Genomic DNA, 23,045 nt, shown 5'->3' with positions numbered 1-23,045 from the left:
TCCGTGGGTCATTTCTGCCTGCTTGCCTTCTCCCGGTCCACAGCCGCGGCCACCTCACGCATAACGGCGACCGGTGATTCGTGTTCCCAAAAGCGCAGAACCGTCCAACCCTCGGCCAGCAACTGCGCGTTCGTCTCCTGGTCCCGCTCGATGTTGCGAGCGAGCTTCCGCCGCCACCATTCCGCGTTCGCCTTGGGGCTGGTGGCATGCTCGGGGCAGCCATGCCAGAAGCAGCCGTCGATGAGGACAGCCAATCTGGCACGGGTGAACGCGATGTCGATCTTCCGTCTGCGCATGCCCGGCACCGGATAGTGGGTCCGGTATCGGTATCCGGAGGCATGGAGAAGTTGCCGCACCGCCCATTCGGCACCGGTGTCCTGGTTGGTCTGCCGGCTCATCCGAGCCGAGACGTCGGGGCTGGACGGGGGTGCGGCACGCATGGTCCCAGTGTCCCATTTTCCGACGTTGTTTCGGTCCACGATGACAGGGTCACGGTGGAAGGATCGATGACCTTGTCAGCTGGGTAACTCTCGGTGCCCTAAGCCGCCCCGTGGCAGGCGCCGTAGGGCTTGGTGGAGGCGCACCAGCAGGTGGCGTTGCGGGCGGGGGGCCAGGGGGTGGCTCGGCCTCGGGCGGCGAGGGTGGTGGCGTATTGGGGGAGCAGGGTGGTGTTGGTGGGGGCGGACTGTTCCGAGGCCGCGAAGGCTTCGTAGGAGGGGACCGTGGCCGTGACGATGCCCAGGTTGGGGGTGCCGGTGGCGGAGAGGTCGCGGAGGGAGGCTTCCAGCTGGGTCAGGTGGGCCTCGTGGGAGGGGTACTCGGCGGCGAGGGGCGGGTACGCGGCGACGAGTTCGGCCAGTTCCGCCGCCGGCCAGTGCAGGACCGCGACCGGGAAGGGGCGGGAGAGGGCGGAGCGGTAGGAGCCCAGTTCGGCGCGGAGGCGGGTGATCTCGGCCCGGAGCTCGGCGGGGTTGTCGGAGCCGAGGGCCCACAGGCGCTTCGGGTCGTGCAGCTCGTCCAGGGTGACCGGGGCGCGGTTGACCTGGTCGGCCAGGCCGTCCCAGTCGTCGTGGGCCAGGCCGAGCAGCCGGCGGACCCGGTGGCGGCCGATCAGCAGGGCGTGCGTCGGGTACGGGACGTCCTCGCCCGGGGTGAGGAGCAGGTTGAGCGCCGCGGTGAACGCGTCGTGGGCCGCCTCCAGCTCGTCGTGCGACTCCAGGGTCTCCGCGACGATCTCCCAGGGCGCCGGGTCCAGCGGGGCCGCCGCGCGCAGGCCGTCGATGATCGCGCGGGCCTCGGCGTCGTGACCGTACTCCCACAGGTTGGCCGCCTTGAGCGCCTTCACCAGGTGGGGGTGGTCGGGCGACGACGCCAGCAGGGTGTCGTAGAGGCCGGCCGCGCGGTCGCGGTGCCCGGCCAGTTCCAGATGGGCCGCGGCCCGGAGGAGCAGGGGCTCGTGGTCCTCGGGGTACTGGTCCGCCGCACGCAGCAGGCGCTCGGCTTCCGTGGTGTGGTCGGCAGGCATGTCGGGGCGCATGGTGCACACCGTACTGCTGTACGGGGCGGGGGCGGAGGGGATGCGCCGGGCCTGGTCCGTACGGGGTCCCATAAGGTCTTCGGGTGTTCAGACCGCGTCCGCATCTGCTCTGGCTGCTGGTTCCGTTCGTGCTCTTCCTGGGGGCGGTGCCCTGGGTGAACCGGGTGGATCCGGTCGTCCTCGGGCTGCCGTTCTTCTTCGTGTGGACGCTCGGGGCGACCGTGGTCACGCCGTTCGCCGTCTGGTTCGCCTGGCGCGGCGACCGGCGACTGAAGAGGAACGGTGAGGGCTAGTGAACGCCGTCGTCGCCACCGGCGTCTTCGTCGCCTTCATGGTGCTGACCGTCGTCCTCGGACTGCTCGCCGTACGGGGCCGGGGCGGCGGCGGAGGCGGGCTCACCGAGTGGTCCGTGGGCGGGCGCAGCCTCGGCGCGGTCCTCATCTGGGTCCTGATGGCGGGCGAGAGCTACACCAGCTTCAGCTATCTGGGCGCCGCGGGCTGGGGCTACAACCACGGCGCGCCCGTCCTCTACGTGGTCGCGTACATGTCGTGCGGCTACGCCGTCGGCTACCTGGTCGGCCCCCTGCTGTGGGAGTACGCCCGCCGCCACGACCTCGTGGGCCTGACGGACATCCTCGCCCACCGCTACGGCCGGCCCTGGCTCGGTGCGGCGGTGGCGGTCCTGGCGACCGTCTTCCTCCTCCCCTACATCCAGCTCCAGATCACCGGCATGGGCGTCGTCGTCTCGACGATCTCGTACGGCGCGATCAGCCTGAACTGGGCCTACTTCGCCGCCTTCGCCGTCACCACCGGATTCGTCGTGGTCAGCGGGCTGCGCGGCAGCGCGTGGGTGTCCGTGCTCAAGGACGTCCTGGTGATCGGCACGCTGGCGTTCCTCGCCGTGTACGTACCGCTGCACTACTTCGACGGGTACGGGCCGTTCCTCGACCGGCTCGTCGCGGAGAAGCGCGCGTGGCTGACCCTGCCGGGCGGGAGTGGTGGAACAAGCGGTTCCGGCGCTGGGGGCGGCGGGCTGGGCGGGGCGTGGTACGTGACGACCTCCCTGCTCAACGCGCTCACCGTGGTGATCTTCCCGACGACCGTCGCCGGCTACCTGGGCGCCCGCGACGCGGACGCGCTGCGCCGCAACGCCATCTGGCTGCCCGCCTACAACGTGCTGCTCTTCGTCCCCATGTTCCTCGGGATGGCCGCCCTCCTCGTCGTCCCCGGTCTGACCGGGGTCGGCTCGAACCTCGCGCTCTTCGAGCTCGTCGTCGACTCGCTGCCCGCCTGGGCCGTCGGGGTCGTGGGCGTGGCGGCGGCGCTCTCGTCGATCGTGCCGATGGCCGTCTTCATGCTGGTCATCGGCACGATGTGGGGGCGCAGCGTGTTCCCGTTGCTGTCGCGTCGGCGGGCCGGGGAGGCGCGGCCGGCCCGGGAGGTCCGGCAGAAGGGCGCGGCACAGGTGGTCGTCGTGGTCGCGGGCGCGGTCGCGCTGATCCTGACGTACGCGGCGCCCACCACGCTCGTACGGCTGTCCCTCATCTCGTACGAGGGGATGGCGCAGCTGCTTCCCCTGGTGCTGCTCGGGCTGGTGTGGAAGCGCTTCACCCTGGCGGCCGGGCTGAGCGGGCTCGTGGTGGGGGTGGCGGTGGTGTGCGCGCTGGTCTTCACGGGACGGGACCCGGTCTGGGGAGTGAACGCCGGGATCGTCGCGCTCGGGGCCAACCTCGGGGTCGCGCTGGTGGTGATGTACGGGACGTGCGGGGTGTACGGGACGCGCGCGCGGCGTGCGTGGCGGCGCGTACCGGCCCAGCGCCGTACTCGCACCGCGCTGGAGGGCGACGACACCGCCCGGTGACGGTAAGCCTGTCGTTTGTCGTCCCGGCGTCGAACGGCCCTCGAACTTGAGCCGGGCGCCCCTCGGACGTGAGGCAACTGGCGCGGCGTCCGCAACCGGCTGCGGACGCGGGCGGCCGACGACACCCGGGAGCGCGTGTTCATCGCGCTGCCGGCCCGGGCCGACAAGGAGGAGGGAAACGGCCTTCTGGGCAGCTCGGAGGTCCCTCACTGCCCGCGGTGGGGAGAACGGCACGAACAGGGGTGCTGTCGGAGCCGGCGGTGGCCGTCGCGCCCGCCGCGCCTGGCGCCGGCGAGCCCTCTTCGCCGGTCGGCGAGAGCGCGATGCCGAGGCGATCCCGGGCGATCTGAAGGCCGTCCACCACGAGGCTCGGGCTCTGCCACTCGACGCGGAGGGAGCACGGGCGGTCGTCCAGCCTGCGCAAGGTGAGCGAGGACGGCCGGCTTCCGGGCGAGGCGGGCCGGTCGAGGTCGATGCCGGGGCCGACCCCCCTGTCGTTGCCGAGGGTGAACCGGGCCGGCGGCTCGCCGGACAGCGTCAAAGTCACCTGTACCCGGCCCCCCTCACAGCCGGAGGCATTGAAGAAACCTCCCCAACCGGTGAAGGAGGATTGACGCGACAGCGTCGGCATCCAGTCCGTGTGTCGGGTCGACCCAAGGGGCACCTTCCACATCCAGATGGTCGGCGGTCTGCACGGAGTGCCGGCCGCGCAGCCGGTCGAGGCCAGGACAGGGGCCGGTCTGTCCCCGGAGCGGTAGGTCAACTCCAGCCGCGTGCTGTCGGCGAGTACCGCTGCGATGAACAGCAGCGCGGCCAGCGAAGCTCCGACTTGGGCCAGACTGGCGAAGGTGGGCAGCACCGGTCTCCAGCGGAGCCACTTGGCGGCCCACTTGCCGTGCACCGAACGGCCCGGGTCCTGAGCCGTGGCGCCGCCCAGTTGGCTGAGAAGGCGTTCGTGGCGGAACTGGTGCACCGCGCCGGTCTGCCGCAGCACGCCGAGTTCGCGGGCGTCGTCGAGGAACGACAAGGGCTTTCGGGGGAGTCTGCCGGTCAGCCAGAACCAGCACCGGCTGATCGCGTACGATCCCGATGCCGAACCGAGCATGACGGCACAACCCGACAGCACCCCGACGACTGCCCCGTAGAACGCCGACAACGGCAGGTCCGCTCCCAGCGCGTCCGACATCCACAGCCCGACGCCGACCCCCGTGACAGCGCCCGCCAGCAGAGCCGAGGCGGCGCCCACACGCGCGTAATGGCGTGCCAGACGCCCCGGCCCGTGCACCCCTTCCTTGGGTACGAACACCTGCTTAAGGTCGGCTCTGACGAACTGGTGAGCGGCGAAGCTCGTGGCTGCCGTGAGGAGCCCGGCGGCGACTCCGATGGCCGGACCGAACAGGGCATACAGAAGAGCGCCCCACACCGCCCCGTACATCAGGCCCACGAGGGGACCGGTGATCCGGGCGTTGATCTGCCACCAGGCGAAGTCGACCGTGCGGTCCCGGCGCATCTGGCGTGCTATGAGTCGCAGGTAACGCATCGCCGGTTCCGCCGGATAGCGGCTGGGTGGGTCCTTGGTGTAGACGGCGGGCAGGTAGCGCTTCAGCAGCTCGTCCTCGATGGCTTCCCGGGAGGGATACGCCTCTTGGGACAGCAGTTCACCGGGATCCGTGGATTTCGCGTCGTACGCGGTCTGCGCGAGGTGCAGCATCAGGGGTGACGTCAGTGTGCGGGACAGGGCGCAGTCCGGGTCGCGGCGCATCGCCTCGAAGACAGGGGTCCAACGGCGGTCACCGGCCGCTTTTGCCTGCTCGAGGTAGCCGATCGCCAACTCGGCCTTCACTTCGTCGAGCTCCACCACCGCGGCACGGGTGAGGTGTGCCCCGGTCTCGTGTGCGGTCTCGTACTCGGTGGCCCGACAGGTGACCAGCAGCCAACAGCCACGGTGAATGGCCGCGTCGATGGCACGGACCGCGTCGGAGCGCAGCTGGTCGGGGAGCTCGTCGAGGCCGTCCAGCACGGGCATCACCCGGCAGGCGTCGAAGAGGTCCGCCGCCGCGTCCGTGCCGAATCTCTGTTGGTCCGTGAGGTGAGGACTGGCCTGCCGTATCTGCCGGAGTATCCATTCGCGCATCGGGACGGCCGGCCGCCACGACGACAAGGACATGAGTACCGGGACCGGATCTCCGGGCTCCGGATGGTCGGCCATGTCGTGCACGAGCCGGACAGCCAGGATGGTTTTGCCCGTGCCCGGGTTGCCCAGAGCCACCATCTGGTGACGGGGCAGACCTCTGCAGGCCTTCGCGATCTCACTGACCGTACCCACGAGTTCCAGCGGATCGACGCCCAGCACCTGCCGTGCCGGCTGCAGAGGCCGTGCACAGCCCCGCCACGGCACCTCGATGGTGGCCGGCTGCTCCAGGCGCATCCGGGCCACCGTCAGCCGGACCTTGGCCAGCACGTCCTTGCGTAGTTGGGCCACCGCCCGGTCCAGGACTCTCTGCTCATCCGGGTCGTCGAACCCGCCCATGGCGAGGTTTACGTCCCCCCGGACCAGGCTCCACTTCACCTGCTGGAGCATTCTCCGCATGCGGTTCCCCCGAAAGCTCAACTGATGGACAATGGTAACGAATTGATGGCCCGACAGGGAGCGTACGGGGAGGCTGTGGCCATGAATACGATGCGGGCTTGGGCGGTTGGAGGGTCGGTCGTTCTCGCGGGAGCGGTGAACGTCGCCACCGGCATGCTGACGCAGAACTGGTCCGTCGCGTGGGGCGCTTGCGCGGCAGTGCTCCTGATGATCTCGGCGGCCCTCGCCATATGGCATGCGCGGTCGGAGGAAACGCCCTCCGGGCCCGGTTCGCCGCCCCGGCGCCAGGAAGTCCGGGGTGTGAAGAGCGGCGGCTCCGTGCGGGTGACGATGAAGGGGAAAGGTGTGCAGATCCTTCGCACCGCCAAGGCGAAAGGCGACATTACCGCGGAGCAGAACGACTAGGACTCGTCCGGGCGATCTTTGAGGCAACGGCGTTCAACACCGTGAATCTCGTTATCGAAGGTCTCGCCGGGTGAGGTAGAGGGGCGGGCACGGATACCGCCGTACTTGAGCAGATGTCGGACGAGACCTTCGATCACGCTGTCGTGCACCGCGGATACGCCAACTGCTTTTCCCGGGCCTTCAGCTGAGTGAGGTTCGGCTCAGAGGCAACAGATCGCGCTGGATTTTTACGACCGGATCGTCGGCCTCGTCCTCGATCAGATCGCCGTCGACGGCTCCCTCGCCAAGGCACCCGGCGGCGGCGAGGCCGCCGGACGCTCACCGGTGGACGGCCGGATCGCACACAAAGGCCAGAAGACGCCGATCCAGGCAAGTCAGCGGTGGCACGTCGAGCGCACCCACGCCTGGCAGAACGCCTTCCACCGCCTCGCCCGCTGTTGCGAACGCCGGGCCGCCGTCATCGACGCCTTCTTCGACCTCGCCGGCACGATCATCACCATCCATAGCCTGATCCGTCAGGCATGGACGACTCTCCGTTGGGGCGAGCGTCCTGACCGCCGACCATGACCGCACCCCTGTCCACTTGACCTCTTACAGACTCCAACCCGGCGGATCGTGGAAGATGTCAGACAGGGAGCAATTTGGGCGCGCACTGCACGGCGCGGAATATTTCACCGGAGGAAAACCAGAATATTGATTCAGGCAGCCCGACGCCTAGTCGTCCGCCGCGTTCGCCAGAAAGTTCCGATTTACGTCAATCAGGTGATCAAGTGCTGCTCTGGCGGCGGCCAGGCTGTCTATTGTGGACGAAAGGCGATTTCGCTCCTGATTCATTGCGGTCAAAGCTTCCCGGGCTCTGTCCATGTTGGGCTCCGTCATGCAGGGGACCATCTGAGCGATGGTTCTGCTGGACATTCCGGCGGCCAGGAAGCTCTGAACCAGCGCCACCCGCTGGACGTGATCATCGTCGTAGCACCGCTGGCCGCTGGGGGACCTTGTGCTGACCAGCAGGCCCTGCTGCTCGTAGTAGCGCAGTGATCGACGGCTTGCTCCTGTCCGGGCGGACAGTTCACCGATCCGCATCTCAACCCCTCGTGTGCATTGGGTCACGGCGACTTGCCCTTGACGTCGATGTGAGCGTTTAGGTTAACCCCATGGCTCGCGATCCGCCGCCGGGGCATCTGGTTGCCGAACTCTCGCGTCCGCGAGCATGAAAAGGAGAAGTCCGTGATCAAGTTCGCTTTCATGATCAACCGTATCGATGGAATGACCTTCGAGGAATTCGTCGAGCATCACCGAAATCGCCACGCCCCGTTGTTCACCTCCATTCCAGAAGCGCGGCAGTACGTGAAGAAGTACACCGTCTCCCACCCGGTACCCGCCGAAGGGTATCCGAGCCCCGCCTACGACGGCCTCACTGAAATCTGGTTTGAAAGCTGGGCGGATCACGACGCCTTCTTCGCGTCCAAGAATTACAAGGAGTTGGTGAACCCGGACGAGAGTAAGTTCATCGATATGAATTCGGTGTCAGTAATGGTCACTGAAGAAAGGGTTGTGGTCTAACCCTTTGGGTGCTTTGTGCCGCGGGCGATGTGGCAGGCATCAACGCCAGGTCGTGGGGTCGCCGAAGACGAACTCGCCGCCTTACAGCGGGGGGCTTGACGTAGACCGACTGTGCCAAGCCTCGGGCGCCCCAGCGGGGGACGGCGCCCTCGAGGACGTCGAACGTTCCGGAATCGATGACCTCCTGCCAGTTGAGAGGGGCCACGACCAGGCAGATGTGATCGACGTTGGACTGGCCTCGTCGGTTCTCACTCCGGAGGAGTGCGAGCAGATCGTCCGGTCGGGGAGGCCTTGGCACCTGCCCGGGGCCCGTCGGCGCCCGACGCCGTACGATGGCCGTGGGCCCGGTGCCGATGCCCGGGCCCGGTGGGTGGGGCCGATGAGTGCCCGAGGGAGCCACAGGAAGGGGAGACGCATGGTCCGCAACGCACTGCGTTCGTCGCGACCGCTGCGCCCCGCCGGGCTCCTGCTCTTCCTCCTCACCGAAGTTCTGCTCGTCGACGCGGGCCTCCTCTCCGCCACCGTCGCGCTCGCCGCGACCGCCGCCGTGGGCAGCGCGCTCGCCGTCTGCGCCGTCATCAGCGCGCGCTCGGTGCCCGCGCACCCGCCGCACCGGGTACGGACGGCGATCCGCGACCGCGAGCAACGCACCGCCTTCCTGCCGCAACGGGATCCCGACGCGGCGGGTCGTACCCGGCCGCGAGCCCCGGGCCGTCCGTCGCCGACGGCCGCGTAGGCCGGTCAGGCGCTGCGCTCGACCCCGCGAGTTCCCGGGGGCCGGGGGCCGTGGCCAGGCTCGGGTTGGGGTTCGGGTTCGGGTTCGGAGTCTGGGCCCGGGGTTCATGGTCTGGGCCTGGGCTTGGGCCTGAGCCCGGGGTCCGCGTTCGGGGTCCGGGTCCGGTTCTGAGGTCCGGAGCCGGTCGCCCTCTGGTGTCCGGTACTCCGGCCTCGTACGAGCCTCGTACGAGGCGAGACGACACCCCCCGACACGTCGCAGCCCTGCCCGCCCCCTCGCGGGTCGTCATACGCCGTATCCCTCACCGGCACGACGAGACCCCACGGAGGGCTCCGCCACCATGTCCGTTCTGATGTCCGCCTTCGCCACCCTGGTCGGGGGCCTGGCCGACCTGCTCCAGCCGCTCTTCCACGCCGGCTCGGCCGCCGCGGCGATCATCCTCTTCACCGCCGGTGTACGGCTCGCCGTCCATCCGCTGTCCCGGGCGGCGGCCCGTGGCCAGAAGGCCCGTACGAAGCTCGCGCCGCAGATCGCCGAGTTGCGCAAGAAGCACGGCAAGGACCCCGAGCGCATGCAGAAGGCGCTCATGGAACTGCACGCCAAGGAGAACGTCTCGCCCCTGGCGGGCTGCCTGCCCAGCCTGGCGCAGATTCCGGCGTTCTTCCTCATGTACCACCTCTTCTCCAGCCGCGAGATCGGCGGCGAACCCAACGAACTGCTCGGCCACTCCCTCTTCGCCGCGCCGCTCGGCCACCGCTGGGCGGACGCGCTCACGCAGGACGGGGTGTTCACGGGCGCGGGGCTGGTGTACGTGGCCCTCTTCGCGATCGTCGCCGCCGTCGCCACCTTCTCGTTCCGTATGACGAAGCGGCAGATGGCCGCCGCGCCGACGCCCGCGGCTCCGGAGGGGCCCGACGGCCGGCCGCTGCCCGGCATGGGCGCGATGACGAAGGTGATGCCGCTGATGTCGTTCGGCACGCTGCTCACCGTGGCCGTGGTGCCGCTGGCCGCCGGGCTGTACATGGTGACGAGTACGACCTGGGCGGCCGTCGAGCGGTACTTCCTCTACCGGGAGATGTGGGCCGAGGCGGCGGCGCCGAAGGCATCCGGGGCCGCGAGGAGCGCCGGAGGCGCCGAGGCCGCGTAGGCGCGGTGCGCGCGGTGCGCGCGGTGCGCAGGGTGGGCGGCGCGGGGGTCCGGGGCGCGGCGTGCGCAGGTGCGGGCGTGCCGGGCCGGCGGGGCGGCGTGTGGAGCCGCGGGCGCACGGGGTGGCGGCCGCGCGCTTCGGTCCAGTACGTGAACCGGGTCTTGCGGAGTGATCCGATGTCTTGGAGGATCAGCCGGGTCCCGGAGATCGGTGGCCCCGCCCCGTACCTCCCCTGACAGCCCGAGACAGCTCAAGACAGCCCGACCGGACGGAGACGGACCATGAAGTTGCTGCGTGTCGGTGCGGCGGGTGCGGAACGCCCGGCGCTCCTCGACCCGGACGGTACGACCCTGCGGGACCTGTCGGGCCTGGTCAAGGACATCGACGGGGCGCTGCTCGCCGACCCGTCCGCGCTCGAACGGATCGCGTCGGCCGCCGCCTCCGGTGAACTGCCCGTGCTCGACACCGGCGGTCCGGACGGAACCGGCGGGCCGCGCGTCGGGCCGCCGCTCGGCCGGATCGGCAAGATCGTGTGCATCGGGCTGAACTACCACGACCACGCGGCCGAGACCGGTGCGGAGATCCCCACCGAGCCGATCATCTTCTTCAAGGCGCCGGACACGGTGGTCGGGCCCGAGGACACCGTCCTCGTACCGCGTGGCAGCGTGAAGACCGACTGGGAGGTCGAACTCGCCGTCGTCATCGGGCGCACCGCCCGCTACCTCGACTCCGTCGAAGAGGGCCTGGCGCATGTCGGCGGGTACGCCGTCTCGCACGACGTCTCCGAGCGCGAGTTCCAGATCGAGCGCGGCGGTACATGGGACAAGGGCAAGAACTGCGAGACGTTCAACCCGTTGGGGCCGTGGCTGGTGACGGCGGACGAGGTGCCCGACCCGCAGGCGCTGTCGCTCAGGCTGTGGGTCAACGGCGAGCTCCAGCAGGACGGGACCACCGCGCGGCAGATCTTCGGGGTCGGGGAACTGGTGCGGTACGTCAGCCAGTTCATGACGCTGTACCCGGGCGACGTCATCAACACGGGGACACCGGCCGGGGTCGCCCTGGGCAAGCCGGAGCCGAAGCCGTTCCTCCGGGCGGGAGACGTGGTGGAGCTGGAGATCGGAGGACTGGGCCGGCAGCGGCAGGTCCTCGCGGACGCGTAGGGGGCGGTGACGGCCGGTCGACGGGTGTCGCTCCGCCAGGGAAGTGCCGGCGCTGACCGAGAGCGCGCGGCTGGGCGCTGACGCTCAGTCGCGGTAGGCGGCCTTCGCGATCCGGACGAACGATCCGATCAGCGGGTTCGCGTCGCCCTTGTTCCACGCCACGACCACCCGGCTCGGCGGCATGCCGACGACCGGTACCACGGTCAGCCCCTCGGGTGGTTCGTGCCCGAGCGGGGTCATGCCGACCGTGCCGTTCCAGAGCACGGCCTGCCGGCACTCCTGGACGGCGCGTACCACCGGGCCCTCGCGGGGCTCGCCGCCGTTCCAGTACGACTGCCAGACCGGGTCGGTGCCGTCCGGGAACCGGAACCAGCGCCGGTGGGCCAGGTCGGCCGGCTCCAGGTGGGCGCGGCCGGCCAGCGGATCGTCGGCGCGCAGCACCGCGCCCACCGAGTCGGCGCGCAGCTCGCGCACCGTCAGGCCGGTCTCGTCGAACGGCCCTCGGGTCAGGGCGACATCGACCCGTCCGGCACGCAGCCCGCACGTCGGATCGGTCAGGTCGGTCTCGCGGACGTGGACCTCGACGTCCGGATGGTGCCGGCGGTACGCGGCGGCCAGCCGCCTCGCGCCCAGGTCGGAGCCGTCGCCCAGGATGCCGACGGCGATGGCCGGGGCGCCGGCCGCGGCGGCCACCCGCGCGCCCACCCGGTCGGCGCGGGCGAGCAGGCCGCGCGCCTCTTCCAGCAGCGTCGCCCCGGCCGGGGTGAGCGTGACGCCCGCGGCGGAGCGGTGCAGCAGCGCGGCGCCGACGTCGGTCTCCAGTCGCTTGATCGCCCGGCTCAGCGGCGGCTGGCTCATGTGCAGCCGGGTGGCGGCCCGGCCGAAGTGGAGTTCCTCGGCGACGGCCACGAAATAACGCAGCGTGCGTAGCTCCATGAACGCGGACGATACCCGTGCGGTATCGGCCCCACTCGATCGGTCTTGGACGGCCGCGTCGACCGGGCGGTGGAATCGGAGCATGAACGACGAGCTGATGAGCGACGAGCTGATGAACGACGGGCCGGTGGGCAATGGGCCGGTGGGTAATGGACCGGTGGCCGACGGGCCGATGGCCGACCCCGCCGTGCGGGTCGCCGACGCCGAGGAGATCGCCTCCGACCTGCTGGTGATCCCGAACCACCGGGTCGGTCTCGTACCCAACATCGGTGTCATCGGCGGTACGGAGGCCGTACTGGTCGTCGAGACGGGCATCGGCAACGCCAACGCAGAGCAGGTCCTCGCCTTCGCGACCGAGGTGGCGAAGGGCCGTCGGCTGTACCTGACCACGACGCACTTCCACCCCGAGCACGCGTTCGGCGCACGGGTGTTCGCCGACCGGGCGACGTACCTGGTCAACCGCGCCCAGGCGGACGACCTGAAGGCGAAGGGACCGGGCTACCTGGAGATGTTCCGGGGCTTCGGCGGGCCGGTCGCCCGCCGCCTCGAGGACGTCCGGATACCGGTCCCCGACGTGGTCTACGACGACGCGTACGATCTGGACCTCGGCGGCCGGGCCGTACGGCTGCGGCCCACCGGCCGGGGCCACACGAAGGGCGACCAGGTGGTCGAAGTGCCGGACGCCGGCGTGCTGTTCACCGGGGACCTGGCCGAAACCGGACAGTTCGCCATCTTCCCGTGGTTCCCGCCGTACGACACGGACGTCTCCGGTGTGCGCTGGCTCGCGGTGACGGACCGGCTGGCCGCCGCCGGCCCCCGGGTGGTGGTGCCCGGCCACGGCGACCTCGGCGGTCCGGAGGTGCTGGTCGGCGTCCGCGACTACCTGCGCGAGCTGCGCGACGAGACGTGGCGGCGGCGTGACTCCGCGATGGGCCGGGACGAGATCGTCGCCGAGGTCCGGGCGTTGCTGATCGAACGGCATCCCGAGTGGGCCGGCCAGGAGTGGATCGAGCCGGGCGTCGGGTGCCTGTGCGCCGAGCACGCGAGTCCGGCCCCAGGCCCCGGCCTCACCGGGTAGCGGGGCGCCCTCCGCCCTGTGGCGGGGCTCGTGTCGCTCCGTGGCGGGCCCGGCCTCACCCGCCGGCGGGGCCCGGTAGCGGGGCCGGTTTCACCCGGTAGGGGGGCCGGCCTCGCCCCGTGGTGGGCCCGGTTTCACCCGGTGGCGGGGCCGGCCGCCAGGCTGATGGCCCCGCCCTCCCGGGCCGACCGCCGTGCCGCCTCCAGGACGTCCAGCGTCGCCGCCGCCTCGTACGCCGTCACCGGCGGGGCCGTGCCCTCGCGCAGCGCGGCGACGACGGCCGCGTAGTACGCCGGGTAGTCGCCCGGCTCGCTCTCCACCGGGTGGCCGCCGCCGGTCAGCGGCGACTGGCCGGCGCCGTACCGCCCCCACAGCGACTCCGGCTCCACTCCCCAGCCCCCCGCTCCCGCGCCCGGCCGTTTGCCGTCGCGCAGGTCGGCCTCCTGCGGGTCGAGGCCGTACTTCACGTAGCCCGCCTCCGACCCCAGCACCCGGAAACGCGGGCCGAGTTGCGCCGTGGTGGCGCTGACGTAGAGGTGGGAGCGGACACCATTGGTGTGCGTGAGCGCGATGAAGGTGTCGTCGTCGGCCTCGGCGCCGGGGCGGCGTACGTCCATCTCCGCGTACACCGTCGCCGCCGGCCCGAACAGCACCAGCGCCTGGTCGACCACATGACTGCCCAGGTCGTACAGGAGTCCCCCGATCTCCTCCGTCGCGCCCGACTCGCGCCAGCCGCCCTTGAGCCGGGGCCGCCACCGCTCGAAGCGGGACTCGAAGCGCTGTACGTCGCCCAGCTCGCCGCCCTTGACGAGGCGGGCCAGGGTACGGAAGTCGTTGTCCCAGCGCCGGTTGTGGAAGACGGAGAGCAGGAGCCCCCGCTCGTCGGCGAGCGCGGCCAGCGCCCGCGCCTCGGCCGCGCTGCCCGCGACCGGCTTGTCCACGACCACCGGCAGACCGGCTTCCAGGGCGGCGGTCGCGAGCGGGACGTGGGTCTTGTTGGGGGAGGCGACGACGATCAGGTCGAGCTCGCCGGCGCGCTCCCACAACTCCTCCGGGGACGCGGCGAACCGCACGCCGGGGAACTCGGCGCGCGCCTGCTCCCGGCGCTCGGGGGCGGTGGTGACGACGGTGTCGAGGGCGAGTCCCGCGGTGGCGGCGATCAGTGGAGCGTGGAATACGGAACCCGCGAGGCCGTATCCGATCAGTCCGACGCGTGAGGGAGTGCCGTTGCCCGTGTCATTGCCAGTCATGGAGTTCACTTAAGCAACGCCGTTTCCAAAGTGCAAGGTCGAGGCACAATGGCCGGTGTGAACAAGGGTGACGGCAGCGGCGTGGGCGACAGCGGGGGCGAGAGCGGCAGCCGGGGCGGGGGCGGTCGCAGGGGCGAGGGTGACCCGGCTGTCGTGGCGCCCCGCCCCGCCGTACCGCGCGGGCCCAACGCGGCCCTCGTCCTCGACCTGCTCCGTACGGCGGGCGAAGCCGGCATAAGCCGCCTCGAACTCGCCGAGCACGCCGGTCTCACCCCCCAGGCCGTCAGCAAGATCACCGCCAGGCTGCGCGCGGACGGCCTGGTGGCGGAGGCCGGCCACCGCGCCTCGACCGGGGGAAAGCCCAGGACCGTCCTGCGGCTGGTGCCGTCCGCGGCGCAGGCCGTGGGGGTCCACCTGGACCGGGACGAACTGACGGTGGTTCTGGTGGACCTGGCCGGCACCCCGGTCGCCGCACGGTCGGTGCCGCTCGACCTCGGCGCGGGGACGGACCGGGTGATCGCGGCGGTGGTCGAGCAGGTGGCGGCGGTACGAGGGGCTGCGCGGGCGGTACGTGGCGAGGCGCGGGCGGTACGCGGGGACGGGCTCCTCGGCGTCGGGGTCGCCATGCCCGGCCCGCTCGACCACACCACCGGCGTACCCCGGCGGGTGACCGGCTTCCCGCAGTGGAACGGTGTGCCGCTGCGCGACACCCTCGCCGCCCGCCTCGGATTCCCCGTCGTCCTCGACAAGGACACCAACGCCGCCGCGCTCGGCCTCGCCCTGCGCGGCCCCGCCGACACGTTCGCGTACCTCCACCTCGGTACGGGGCTGGGCGCGGGCCTCGTCATAGACGGCGAGCTGCACCGGGGCGCGCGCACCGGCGCGGGCGAGTTCGGGCACCAGGTCATCCACTTGGACGGGCCCGCCTGCGACTGCGGCAATCGCGGCTGTATCGAGGCCATCTGCCTGGCCGCCGTCGCGCGCGGCGATCTCGCCGGGGCGGCCCGGGTGCTCGGGGCCGGGGCGGCGAACCTCATCGGGCTGCTCGACATCGACCGGATCCTGCTCGGCGGCCGTACGGTCACCGCCCACGAGGAGCGTTTCGTGCGGGGGGTGGCCGCCGTCGTCGCCGAACGCGCCCGGTGCACGTCGGTCCAGGTGACGGCCGCCGCCGGCGGTGGCGCGCATCCGGTCGCGGAGGGTGCGGCGCAACTCGTCCTCGCGCCGGTGTTCGGACGGGCCGAGGGCAGCCGGGGACGGCGCTGACGCCTCGCGGCGTCGGGCTGCTCGTGGCGTACGCGGCTGGTCGGCGGTGCGTCGCGTCGGGCGGTTTGTCGCGTCAGGCGGTGCGGTGTACGCGTCGGTGCGCCGGACAGGCGGGCGCACCGACGCTGTTCGTATGACTTACGGGGGCACAGGGCCCTGCCGCCCGGTACGGCCGGGCCCGGCATGGCAGCGTCGGCCCGACGCCGGCCGTCCGGACGCCGACGGTCCGGTGGCCGCTTCGTACGCGACAGTCCGTCACCAGCTCCACGAAGGCCGTTCACATGCCCCTTGTGCCAGTCACGCGACCGCGTCAAGGCCCCGCCCGTGCGGTCGCCGCCAGTGGCGCCGTCACCGCCGTCGTCGCGGTCGCCTCGGTCGCCGTGGTCCCCTTCTCCCTCGCTGCCCCCGCGACTACCGCACGACACGCGCCCGCACCCGTACTCGCACCCGTACTCGCGCCCGTGTCCGTGTCCGTACCGGTGTCCGCGCTCGGCTCCCCGTCCGAGCGGCGGCAGGTGTGCGGCAAGGGGGCGCGGTCCACCGGCGAGGACTTTCCGATCTCGGCCCATGTCCACGGCGGGCCTTCGTCCTTCTCGCCCGGAGGCGCCCCGGGGATCTGGTACCTCGACCTCACCAACACCACCCGGCACGCCTGTGAGGACATCCATCCCGTCGTCGTCCTGGTCGACCGCGAGCGGACGCTGACCACCTCCCAGGTCACCCTGGAAGCCCGTGAGGACAAGGGATGGCGGTCCCTCTCCCTGGAGAAGACCGATCACGACGAGATCGTCGGGGTACTGGACGACGGCTCCCCCGGGTTCGCCGTACCACCGGGCCGGACCGTGACCGTACGCGTACGGCTGGCCTTCGCCCGGGGCACTCCCCGGAACGAGGTCGTGGCCACCGCCGCGACCGTACAGCGGCGCGGGGACGACGGAGAGTGGGTCGGGGAGTCGGGCACGTACCGCTTCGGCGTCGGCAGGAGCGGTCCGGGCGGCAGATACGCCGACGACACCGAGCACGCCGACGGCTACGACCGGCCCGAACGGTACGGCGGCGGAGCCGGTGACCCCGGTCGCGGGGGTCACGCCGGCCGGGAGGACCATGCCGGTCACTCGGGTGACGCCGGTGACACCGTCGATCTCGACTACTTGGACCCGGTACCGGCCGTCCGGCCGGAGCGGCACCGGCCCCGTGGCGGCTCGTCAGCCGTCTTCGTCCTCGCCGGATCCGCTGTCTCCGGTGACCTCCTCGGCCGCGCCGTCGCGGCGCTGGCGCTGGTCACGGCCGGGGCCGTACTGGCCGCGGGCATGCTGCGCCTGCGCACCGGCCGGGCCTGATGCCCCGGGCCTGAGCCCCGGGCCCGACGCCCCGAGCCCAACATCCCCCTCCCGCGGCCTGTGGTGTCACGCGTTCGCCCGGGCACACTCCGCCGTGCCCGAGCCGTGGTGGCCGCCCCTCCCGCCCGCTCGCCGCCCTCGTTACGCTGGGCGGCGTCGGACCGTCCAGTTTTGGCCACCGCAGAGCGGAGAACAGTCCAGTGGCAGAGCGCAAGCCGATCGAATCCTGGCTCACCGACATGGACGGTGTCCTCATCCACGAAGGGGTGCCGATCCCCGGCGCCGCCGAATTCATCAAACGGCTGCGGGAGTCGGGGCGGCCCTTCCTGGTCCTCACCAACAACTCCATCTACACCCCGCGCGACCTCCAGGCCCGCCTCGCCCGGATGGGCCTCGACGTGCCGGTGGAGAACATCTGGACATCGGCGCTGGCCACCGCGAAGTTCCTGGACGACCAGCGGCCCGGCGGCACGGCGTACGTCATCGGCGAGGCCGGGATGACCACCGCCCTGCACGACATCGGTTACGTCCTGACCGACCACGAGCCGGATTACGTGGTGCTCGGAGAGACTCGTACGTATAGCTTCGAGGCGCTGACCAGGGCGATCCGGCTGATCAACGGGGGCGCGCGGTTCATCTGCACCAACCCCGACTCCACCGGCCCGTCCACCGAGGGGCCGCTGCCCGCCACCGGGGCCGTCGCCGCGCTGATCACGAAGGCCACCGGCAAGGAGCCCTACTTCGCGGGCAAGCCGAACCCGCTCATGATGCGGACGGGCCTGAACGCGATCGGCGCGCACTCCGAGACCAGCGCGATGATCGGTGACCGGATGGACACGGACGTCCTGGCGGGACTGGAGGCGGGGATGGAGACCTTCCTCGTGCTGACGGGGGTCACGACGCGGCCCGACATCGAGAGGTACCCCTTCCGGCCCTCAACGGTCGTCAATTCGATCGCGGATCTCGTCGATCGCGTCTGAGCGCGGCAGCGGCGGGACGGCCGCCGCCCGGGCCGCGGCCGGTCGTGGGGGCAATCCAGGCCCGGTCGCGGGGCCAATCCAGGCCCGGTCGCGGGGCCGGTCCGAAGCCGGGGCGCGGCGGGGCCGGGCACGGCGGCTCCGACGCGGTGACGCCTTGGCGCGGCGCGTACGGCGCGTACGGCCGCGAGGCGCCGCCGACCGCTGCGGATGCGGAAATGCGCCGGGTGGGTGAGTCTCTTCTACAAGGAGGTTCACCATGCGTCCATCCTTGCTCGCTCTGCGTGCCGCGACGGCCGTCACCGTACTGGTGAGCACGCCTGGCCTCGGAACCGCCACCGCCGAGGCCATCGCCCGGGCCGCCGACCCGGTCACCGTCATGGTCATCCCGTCCAGCGCCGCCCCGGGGCAGCGGATCGAGATCCGGGCATCGGGCTGCGCGGGCACCTCGGCCGTCGCCAGGTCCGACGCCTTCGTGGCCGATGTGGATCTCGCCCCCCGTGCCTACGGCGAGGACTGGATCCGGGACCAGGAGGAACTGGCCAGGAACCCGAAGTACAAGATCCCGCTGACCGGTCTCGCCAGGCTCAGGTCCTCGGTGACTCCCGGGCAGCACGAGATCGCCATCAGCTGCGGCGGCGGCCGGGTCCGCTCGGGCTCCGGCACGTTCGAGGTCGTACGCCGCGCCGCCGCCCGGCCCGAGGCCCACGCGAGTCCCACGGCTCCGGTACGGGCCGGGGGCGGCGGTACGGCGAAGTCCACCGCGGACCGCCACGACGACGAGGCGGGCGTCGCGGACTCCAGCGACTCCGGAGACTCCAGCGACTCCACCAACCCGAACACCTCCGCCGGCTCGGACACCTCCGCCACCACGTCGGCCCAGGCGCAGGGGAGCGCCGCGACGGGTGGCCCGGGGACGCGGCACGCCGTGATCGGCCTGGTGCTGACGGGGGTGGCGGCGGTCGCCGTGGCGTTCAGGAGCGTACGGCGGCAGCGCGGGGCGGCCGGACCGGCCGCGCGGGACACGGACTGAGATGTCCGGCGGGCTGCCCTACGGGGCGCACGGGCTCGCCGGGGCCCCGGCGGCCTCCGGCACTCCTCGGGGACCCACCGGGTACGGGTCGTCCTGGGAGGCCGCCCGAGCGGCCTCCCGAGGACTCGCCCGGAGCGGCTTCTCCCGGGGCATTGCCCGGCGCCGCGTCGCCGGACCGCCGACGGGCTCCGCGGGCCCGTCGGCGGACAGCGCGTCGGCGGACCCGGCCATACCCATACGCTCGGCCCAAGCCGTACGCCCGTCGCGCCCACCTTGGGCCGGAACGGGCATCGGCCGGCCGTCCATAGCAATGGCGGGTGCCGTCCTGCTTCTGGCACTGGGCCTCGCGAGCCGTGACGCGGGCGTGGGCCCGATGGCCGTCGTCGCCTCGCCCGTCACGAGCGGTTCCTCGCCCGCCACGAGCGGTTCCTGGCCCGTCACGAGCGGTTTCTCGCCTGCCGCCAGCGGCGTCGCCGCCGTAAGTCCTCGGCCCGGCACGCCGCCGCTGCCCCCGCCCCACGCCCCGCTGCCCGCCGCGCGCCCGCTGCGGGTGGCCGTCCCGGCGCTGGGCGTCGCGGCACCGGTCGAGGCGCGCGGGCTGGACCGCGCCGGGGCGGTCGACCCGCCCCCGTACGCGCGGCCGGGCGCGGTCGGCTGGTACGGAGACGGCGTCGCCCCCGGCGCCGAGGGCGTCGCCCTCTTCGTCGGCCACGTGGACACGGACACGGGACCGGCCGTCTTCTACGGTCTCAGCGGCGCGCGGCCGGGCGGGCGGATCCGGGTGACCCGGGCGGACGGTTCGCTCGCGGAGTTCACGATCGAGGACGTACGGGTCGTTCCCCGCGACCGTTTCGACGCGCACGAGGTGTACGGGCCCCGGGTGGCGTCCCGGGCCGAGCTGCGGCTGATCACCTGTGGCGGAACGTTCGACCGGAAGGCGAACGCGTACACGGCGAACGTGGTCGTGTCGGCGTACCTGACGGGCGTGCGCGCACCACGCGACGGCTGATGACGCCGACGCGGCCCGGAGCGCGGGCATACGGAGATCGCGCACCACCGGAATGGCCCTGACGGCCGGAGACGGTGTGCCAGGATTGATCCGGTCGGTGGTTCGATCTCCGACCAGGGGGATCAAGGTGAGGCGAGGCGAGGCGCCGGGGGTGTGGCGCATCAAGGGGGAGTGGATGTACGGCAGTTACTCCGGAACCGGTCGGGTCCGGCTCGTGGCGACGGCTGCCGCGACGGCCGCGGTGCTGCTGGCGGCGGGCTGTTCCTCGGGCGGTGACGGAGAGGACGACGACAAGGGCAAGAAGTCGCCGTCGCTCGGCCAGCGGCCCAAGGCGGAGGACCCGTACTGGGTCAACCCCGACGGCACCGCCGCCCGCCAGGTCGCCGCGTACGAGGGCCGAGACGGTGGCGAGAACGCCAAGAACGCCGCGCTGATCAGGAAGATCGCCGAACAGCCGGTCGCCGAGTGGATCACCCCGGAGAACGCCCAGGAGCAGGCCAAGGGCTTCACGGAAGCGGCGGCGAAGGCCGACCGGGAGGCGCTGTTCGTCCTCTACAACATCCCGCACCGCGACTGCGGCCAGTTCTCCAAGGGCGGTGCCGCCGACGGCAACGCGTACCGCGCCTGGATCGACGAGGTCGCCAAGGGCATCGGAGACCGCCCTACGACGGTGGTCCTGGAGCCGGACGCCGTACTGCACCTGGTGGACGGCTGCACGCCGGACGAGTACCACGAAGAGCGGTACGACCTGCTCAAGGGCGCCATCAAGCGCCTCAAGCAGCAGCCGGCCACCACGGTCTACCTGGACGCGGGCAACGCGGGCTGGCAGAGTCCCGACGCGCTCTTCGAACCGCTCCAGTGGGCGGGCATCGCCGACGCCGACGGCTTCTCCGTCAACGTCTCCAACTTCTACCCGACCGACGCGAGCAAGGACTTCGGCAAGCGCCTCTCCGCGAAGGTCGGCGGCAAGCCGTTCGTCATCGACACCAGCCGCAACGGCAACGGCCCGGCCACCGAAGGCGATCCGAGCGAACGCTGGTGCAACCCTCCGGGCCGCGCCCTGGGCGAACGGCCGACGACGAAGACCGGCGACCCGCTGGTCAAGGCGTACCTGTGGATCAAACGCCCCGGAGAGTCGGACGGCACCTGCAAGGGCGGCCCCAAGGCGGGGGAGTGGTACGAGAGTTACGCGCTGGACCTGGCCCGCAACGCGAAGTAGGGCCGCCCGGAGCCCTGCGGTCCCGGCGGGCCGGTCGCCCTGGCCCTCACGGTCCCGGCGGCCGGTCCCGGTTGGGCACCTCCACCGACTTTCTGGAGGAAAGTCCGTCCATGAGCGCGTCCGGCGAAGTCGTCGTCGTTCCTGACAGCTTGGCCGCGTCGTACACCGTGAACGGCGGTGAGCGGGAGCGGGCCTGGGTCGCCGCGCTGCCCGGGCTGGTCGCGGAGTTCCTCGACCGATGGGAGCTCAGGAGAGAGGGCGGCGTCGGTTCCGGTGAGGCATCCCTCGTGGTGCCGGTGGTCCGCGCGGACGGCACCCGGGCCGCGCTGAGGTTCCAGATGCCCCGGGAGGAGACCGCGGCCGCCCTGCTCGGACTGCGCGCCTGGAACGGCGACGGCATGGTCCGGCTGCTCGACCACGACCCGGAGGGCGGCGCCCTGCTGCTGGAACGCCTCGACGGCGCGCGCACCCTGGCCTCCCTCGACGACGATGACACGGCCATGAGCGTCCTGGCCGGGCTGCTGGCGCGGCTGCACTCCGTTCCGGCGCCCCCGGGGCTGCGCGGTCTCGGCGATGTCGCCGGCGACATGCTGAGGGAAGTGCCGCACGCTCTGGGCGCGTTGCGCGACGGGGAGGACCGGCGGCGGCTGAGGGGCTGGGCGTCGGCCGTCGCCGAGCTGGTCGGCGACCCCGGGGAACGGTTGCTGCACTGGGACCTGCACTACGGGAACGTGCTGGCCGCCGAACGTGAGCCCTGGCTGGCCATCGATCCGGAACCGCTGGCCGGCGACCCGGGTTTCGACCTGTGGCCCGCCCTGGACACCGGATGGGGGGAGAGCGGCGCGACCGGGGACACCCCACGGGTGGTCAGACGCCGGTTCGACCTGCTGACCGAGGTGCTGGAACTGGACCGCGAACGTGCGACCGGCTGGACCCTCGCCCGGCTGCTGCAGAACACCCTGTGGGACATCGAGGACGGGCGGGCCGGGATCGCCCCGTCCCAGATCGTCGTGGCCGACGCGCTGCCGCGGGGCTGACGCGCGGCCCTGTGCCGGTCCGGCCAGAGCGTTCAGGCGCTCGCAGTGGGCCCGGGACAGGTGAAGGCGTTCCGGGTCCCGGCTCCGTAGGCAAGTGCATGGCCCCGAACCCGAGCCGTCGTACTTCCAGCTCCCCGCCGATACGGAACACAGTCGTAGTCACGTGGCCTCTTCCCCCCCCATCGCTCAACGCGCGCTCTCCCTAGTGCCGTTGGACCTGCCGTGGTCGGAAAAAGATCCTCCCGCACACCGAACCTCCCCCGGGCATTACGCATCTTCACGTGCGTAGGCGCGCACCGACTTCGCGCGCCGCTTCGCATTCGAGGGGAACCCGGAACTTCATGAAGAGCAAGCTGACCGCCGTCGTTCTTGCGGCCGTCGTCGTCGCCGGCACCGCCGCCACCGCCATCCCGGCCTCGGCCGCCCCCGCCAAGGCCGAGCCGACCCGCTGCCACACCGCCGACCTGAAGGCCGGCTTCGCCACGGGCGAGGACGCGGCGCCGGAGATGGGGCAGACCGAGAACCAGACCCAGGCGTACATCTGGTTCACCAACAAGAGCAAGCGCACCTGCACCCTGTCCGGCTTCGCCGGTGTCGACATGGTCGGCGCTCAGAACACCGACGGCACCTGGTCCCTGGCGCGTTCCTCCGAGAAGCCCGTGAAGTTCACGCTGGAGCAGGGGGACACGGTGGACTTCAGCGTCACCCTGCTCCCGGTGGCCAGGTCCACGCCGCAGAAGGAGAAGTTCGTTCCGGCGACGTTCCTGGTCACCCCGCCGAACGAGACGGAGCACTTCACCCTGAAGTGGCCGTTCGGCGGCCAGATCCTCAAGCAGGACGCCGCCACCCACCCGGCCACCTACCTCAACCCGGTCGGGCCCCGGGGGTGAGGGAGCACGTG

22 protein-coding genes and 1 pseudogene are annotated in these 23,045 nt (G+C 71.7%); 17 read left to right on the top strand and 6 right to left on the bottom strand.

The window, feature by feature from the left end:
- Window positions 1–8: 8 nt before the first annotated feature.
- Both IG02_RS0118305 and IG02_RS0118300 read right to left on the bottom strand, forming a co-directional pair.
- The gene (locus IG02_RS0118305) at window positions 9–440 is read right to left on the bottom strand and encodes a very short patch repair endonuclease (protein ID WP_030748724.1); all 432 of its coding nucleotides are present in this window, start codon (window positions 438–440) and stop codon (window positions 9–11) included.
- A gap of 98 nt (window positions 441–538) precedes the next feature.
- Window positions 539–1,537: an SEC-C domain-containing protein gene (locus tag IG02_RS0118300; protein ID WP_030748721.1), complete on the bottom strand. Its 999-nt coding sequence runs from the start codon at window positions 1,535–1,537 to the stop codon at window positions 539–541.
- Between the two features lie 83 nt (window positions 1,538–1,620).
- On the opposite strand from IG02_RS0118300, the gene IG02_RS0118295 reads away from it, so the two are divergent.
- Window positions 1,621–1,830: a DUF3311 domain-containing protein gene (locus IG02_RS0118295; RefSeq protein WP_234314800.1), complete on the top strand. Its 210-nt coding sequence runs from the start codon at window positions 1,621–1,623 to the stop codon at window positions 1,828–1,830.
- On the top strand, window positions 1,830–3,398 hold the full coding sequence (locus IG02_RS0118290) for a sodium:solute symporter family protein (RefSeq protein ID WP_078854582.1): 1,569 nt from the start codon (window positions 1,830–1,832) through the stop codon (window positions 3,396–3,398). Before IG02_RS0118295 ends, IG02_RS0118290 begins: the two co-directional genes overlap by 1 nt.
- A gap of 139 nt (window positions 3,399–3,537) precedes the next feature.
- Here the strand turns inward: IG02_RS0118290 and IG02_RS0118285 are convergent, their stop codons facing one another.
- Window positions 3,538–5,988: an NACHT domain-containing protein gene (locus IG02_RS0118285; protein WP_158712331.1), complete on the bottom strand. Its 2,451-nt coding sequence runs from the start codon at window positions 5,986–5,988 to the stop codon at window positions 3,538–3,540.
- Window positions 5,989–6,123: 135 nt separating this feature from the next.
- On the opposite strand from IG02_RS0118285, the gene IG02_RS41625 reads away from it, so the two are divergent.
- Together IG02_RS41625 and IG02_RS0118275 are read left to right on the top strand one after the other, a co-directional pair.
- Window positions 6,124–6,393 (top strand): hypothetical protein, encoded by a 270-nt coding sequence (locus IG02_RS41625; protein ID WP_158712330.1) that lies wholly within the window; start codon window positions 6,124–6,126, stop codon window positions 6,391–6,393.
- A 198-nt stretch (window positions 6,394–6,591) separates the two neighbouring features.
- Window positions 6,592–6,960 (top strand): annotated as a pseudogene (locus IG02_RS0118275) (IS5/IS1182 family transposase); the annotation flags it as partial.
- A 147-nt stretch (window positions 6,961–7,107) separates the two neighbouring features.
- Here IG02_RS0118275 and IG02_RS0118270 read toward each other — a convergent pair.
- Entirely contained in the window at window positions 7,108–7,476 is a 369-nt protein-coding gene (locus IG02_RS0118270; protein ID WP_030748703.1) for a MerR family transcriptional regulator, read from the bottom strand.
- Window positions 7,477–7,620: 144 nt separating this feature from the next.
- Between IG02_RS0118270 and IG02_RS0118265 the strand changes: the two genes are divergently transcribed.
- From IG02_RS0118265 to IG02_RS0118250, 4 genes are all read left to right on the top strand, one after another.
- Window positions 7,621–7,956: an EthD domain-containing protein gene (locus tag IG02_RS0118265; RefSeq protein WP_030748701.1), complete on the top strand. Its 336-nt coding sequence runs from the start codon at window positions 7,621–7,623 to the stop codon at window positions 7,954–7,956.
- A gap of 415 nt (window positions 7,957–8,371) precedes the next feature.
- Window positions 8,372–8,692 carry a DUF6412 domain-containing protein gene (locus IG02_RS0118260; protein ID WP_030748698.1) on the top strand — a complete coding sequence of 107 codons (321 nt, stop codon included), beginning with the start codon at window positions 8,372–8,374 and terminating at the stop codon, window positions 8,690–8,692.
- A 340-nt stretch (window positions 8,693–9,032) separates the two neighbouring features.
- Complete coding sequence (locus IG02_RS0118255) at window positions 9,033–9,839, top strand: YidC/Oxa1 family membrane protein insertase (protein WP_030748695.1); 807 nt, start codon at window positions 9,033–9,035, stop codon at window positions 9,837–9,839.
- Window positions 9,840–10,120: 281 nt separating this feature from the next.
- Window positions 10,121–10,999 (top strand): fumarylacetoacetate hydrolase family protein, encoded by an 879-nt coding sequence (locus IG02_RS0118250; protein WP_030748691.1) that lies wholly within the window; start codon window positions 10,121–10,123, stop codon window positions 10,997–10,999.
- Window positions 11,000–11,083: 84 nt separating this feature from the next.
- Here IG02_RS0118250 and IG02_RS0118245 read toward each other — a convergent pair whose 3' ends face one another.
- Window positions 11,084–11,935: a LysR family transcriptional regulator gene (locus IG02_RS0118245; RefSeq protein ID WP_030748688.1), complete on the bottom strand. Its 852-nt coding sequence runs from the start codon at window positions 11,933–11,935 to the stop codon at window positions 11,084–11,086.
- An 82-nt stretch (window positions 11,936–12,017) separates the two neighbouring features.
- On the opposite strand from IG02_RS0118245, the gene IG02_RS0118240 reads away from it, so the two are divergent.
- Window positions 12,018–13,013, top strand: coding sequence for an MBL fold metallo-hydrolase (locus IG02_RS0118240; protein ID WP_234314799.1), 996 nt, complete (start codon window positions 12,018–12,020; stop codon window positions 13,011–13,013).
- 134 nt (window positions 13,014–13,147) lie between these two features.
- On the opposite strand, the gene IG02_RS0118235 is transcribed toward IG02_RS0118240, so the two are convergent.
- A complete protein-coding gene (locus IG02_RS0118235) occupies window positions 13,148–14,263 on the bottom strand; it encodes a Gfo/Idh/MocA family oxidoreductase (RefSeq protein WP_030748682.1) in 1,116 nt (371 codons plus the stop codon).
- A 48-nt stretch (window positions 14,264–14,311) separates the two neighbouring features.
- Between IG02_RS0118235 and IG02_RS0118230 the strand changes: the two genes are divergently transcribed.
- The 8 genes from IG02_RS0118230 (at window position 14,312) to IG02_RS0118195 (ending at window position 23,034) form a co-directional block, all read left to right on the top strand.
- Window positions 14,312–15,529, top strand: a complete 1,218-nt coding sequence (locus IG02_RS0118230; RefSeq protein WP_078854581.1) for an ROK family transcriptional regulator — start codon at window positions 14,312–14,314, stop codon at window positions 15,527–15,529.
- Between the two features lie 281 nt (window positions 15,530–15,810).
- Window positions 15,811–16,869: a hypothetical protein gene (locus IG02_RS37870; RefSeq protein ID WP_158712329.1), complete on the top strand. Its 1,059-nt coding sequence runs from the start codon at window positions 15,811–15,813 to the stop codon at window positions 16,867–16,869.
- Window positions 16,870–17,069: 200 nt separating this feature from the next.
- Window positions 17,070–17,849 (top strand): HAD-IIA family hydrolase, encoded by a 780-nt coding sequence (locus IG02_RS0118220; RefSeq protein ID WP_030748672.1) that lies wholly within the window; start codon window positions 17,070–17,072, stop codon window positions 17,847–17,849.
- A 256-nt stretch (window positions 17,850–18,105) separates the two neighbouring features.
- Window positions 18,106–18,879, top strand: coding sequence for a hypothetical protein (locus tag IG02_RS36580; protein WP_234314798.1), 774 nt, complete (start codon window positions 18,106–18,108; stop codon window positions 18,877–18,879).
- Between the two features lie 310 nt (window positions 18,880–19,189).
- Window positions 19,190–19,888 carry a class F sortase gene (locus tag IG02_RS0118210; RefSeq protein ID WP_051765226.1) on the top strand — a complete coding sequence of 233 codons (699 nt, stop codon included), beginning with the start codon at window positions 19,190–19,192 and terminating at the stop codon, window positions 19,886–19,888.
- A 175-nt stretch (window positions 19,889–20,063) separates the two neighbouring features.
- A complete protein-coding gene (locus IG02_RS0118205; protein ID WP_030748663.1) occupies window positions 20,064–21,107 on the top strand; it encodes a glycoside hydrolase family 6 protein in 1,044 nt (347 codons plus the stop codon).
- Between the two features lie 110 nt (window positions 21,108–21,217).
- The gene (locus IG02_RS0118200; protein WP_030748661.1) at window positions 21,218–22,144 is read left to right on the top strand and encodes an aminoglycoside phosphotransferase family protein; all 927 of its coding nucleotides are present in this window, start codon (window positions 21,218–21,220) and stop codon (window positions 22,142–22,144) included.
- A 341-nt stretch (window positions 22,145–22,485) separates the two neighbouring features.
- The gene (locus IG02_RS0118195; protein ID WP_030748659.1) at window positions 22,486–23,034 is read left to right on the top strand and encodes a DUF4232 domain-containing protein; all 549 of its coding nucleotides are present in this window, start codon (window positions 22,486–22,488) and stop codon (window positions 23,032–23,034) included.
- The last annotated feature ends 11 nt before the right edge of the window (window positions 23,035–23,045 follow it).

The organism is Streptomyces sp. NRRL F-5135 (assembly GCF_000719775.1).
GTDB lineage: Bacteria > Actinomycetota > Actinomycetes > Streptomycetales > Streptomycetaceae > Streptomyces > Streptomyces hebeiensis.
The sequence above is the reverse complement of the archived record's forward strand: the minus strand, read 5'-3'. Positions and strand labels throughout refer to the sequence as shown.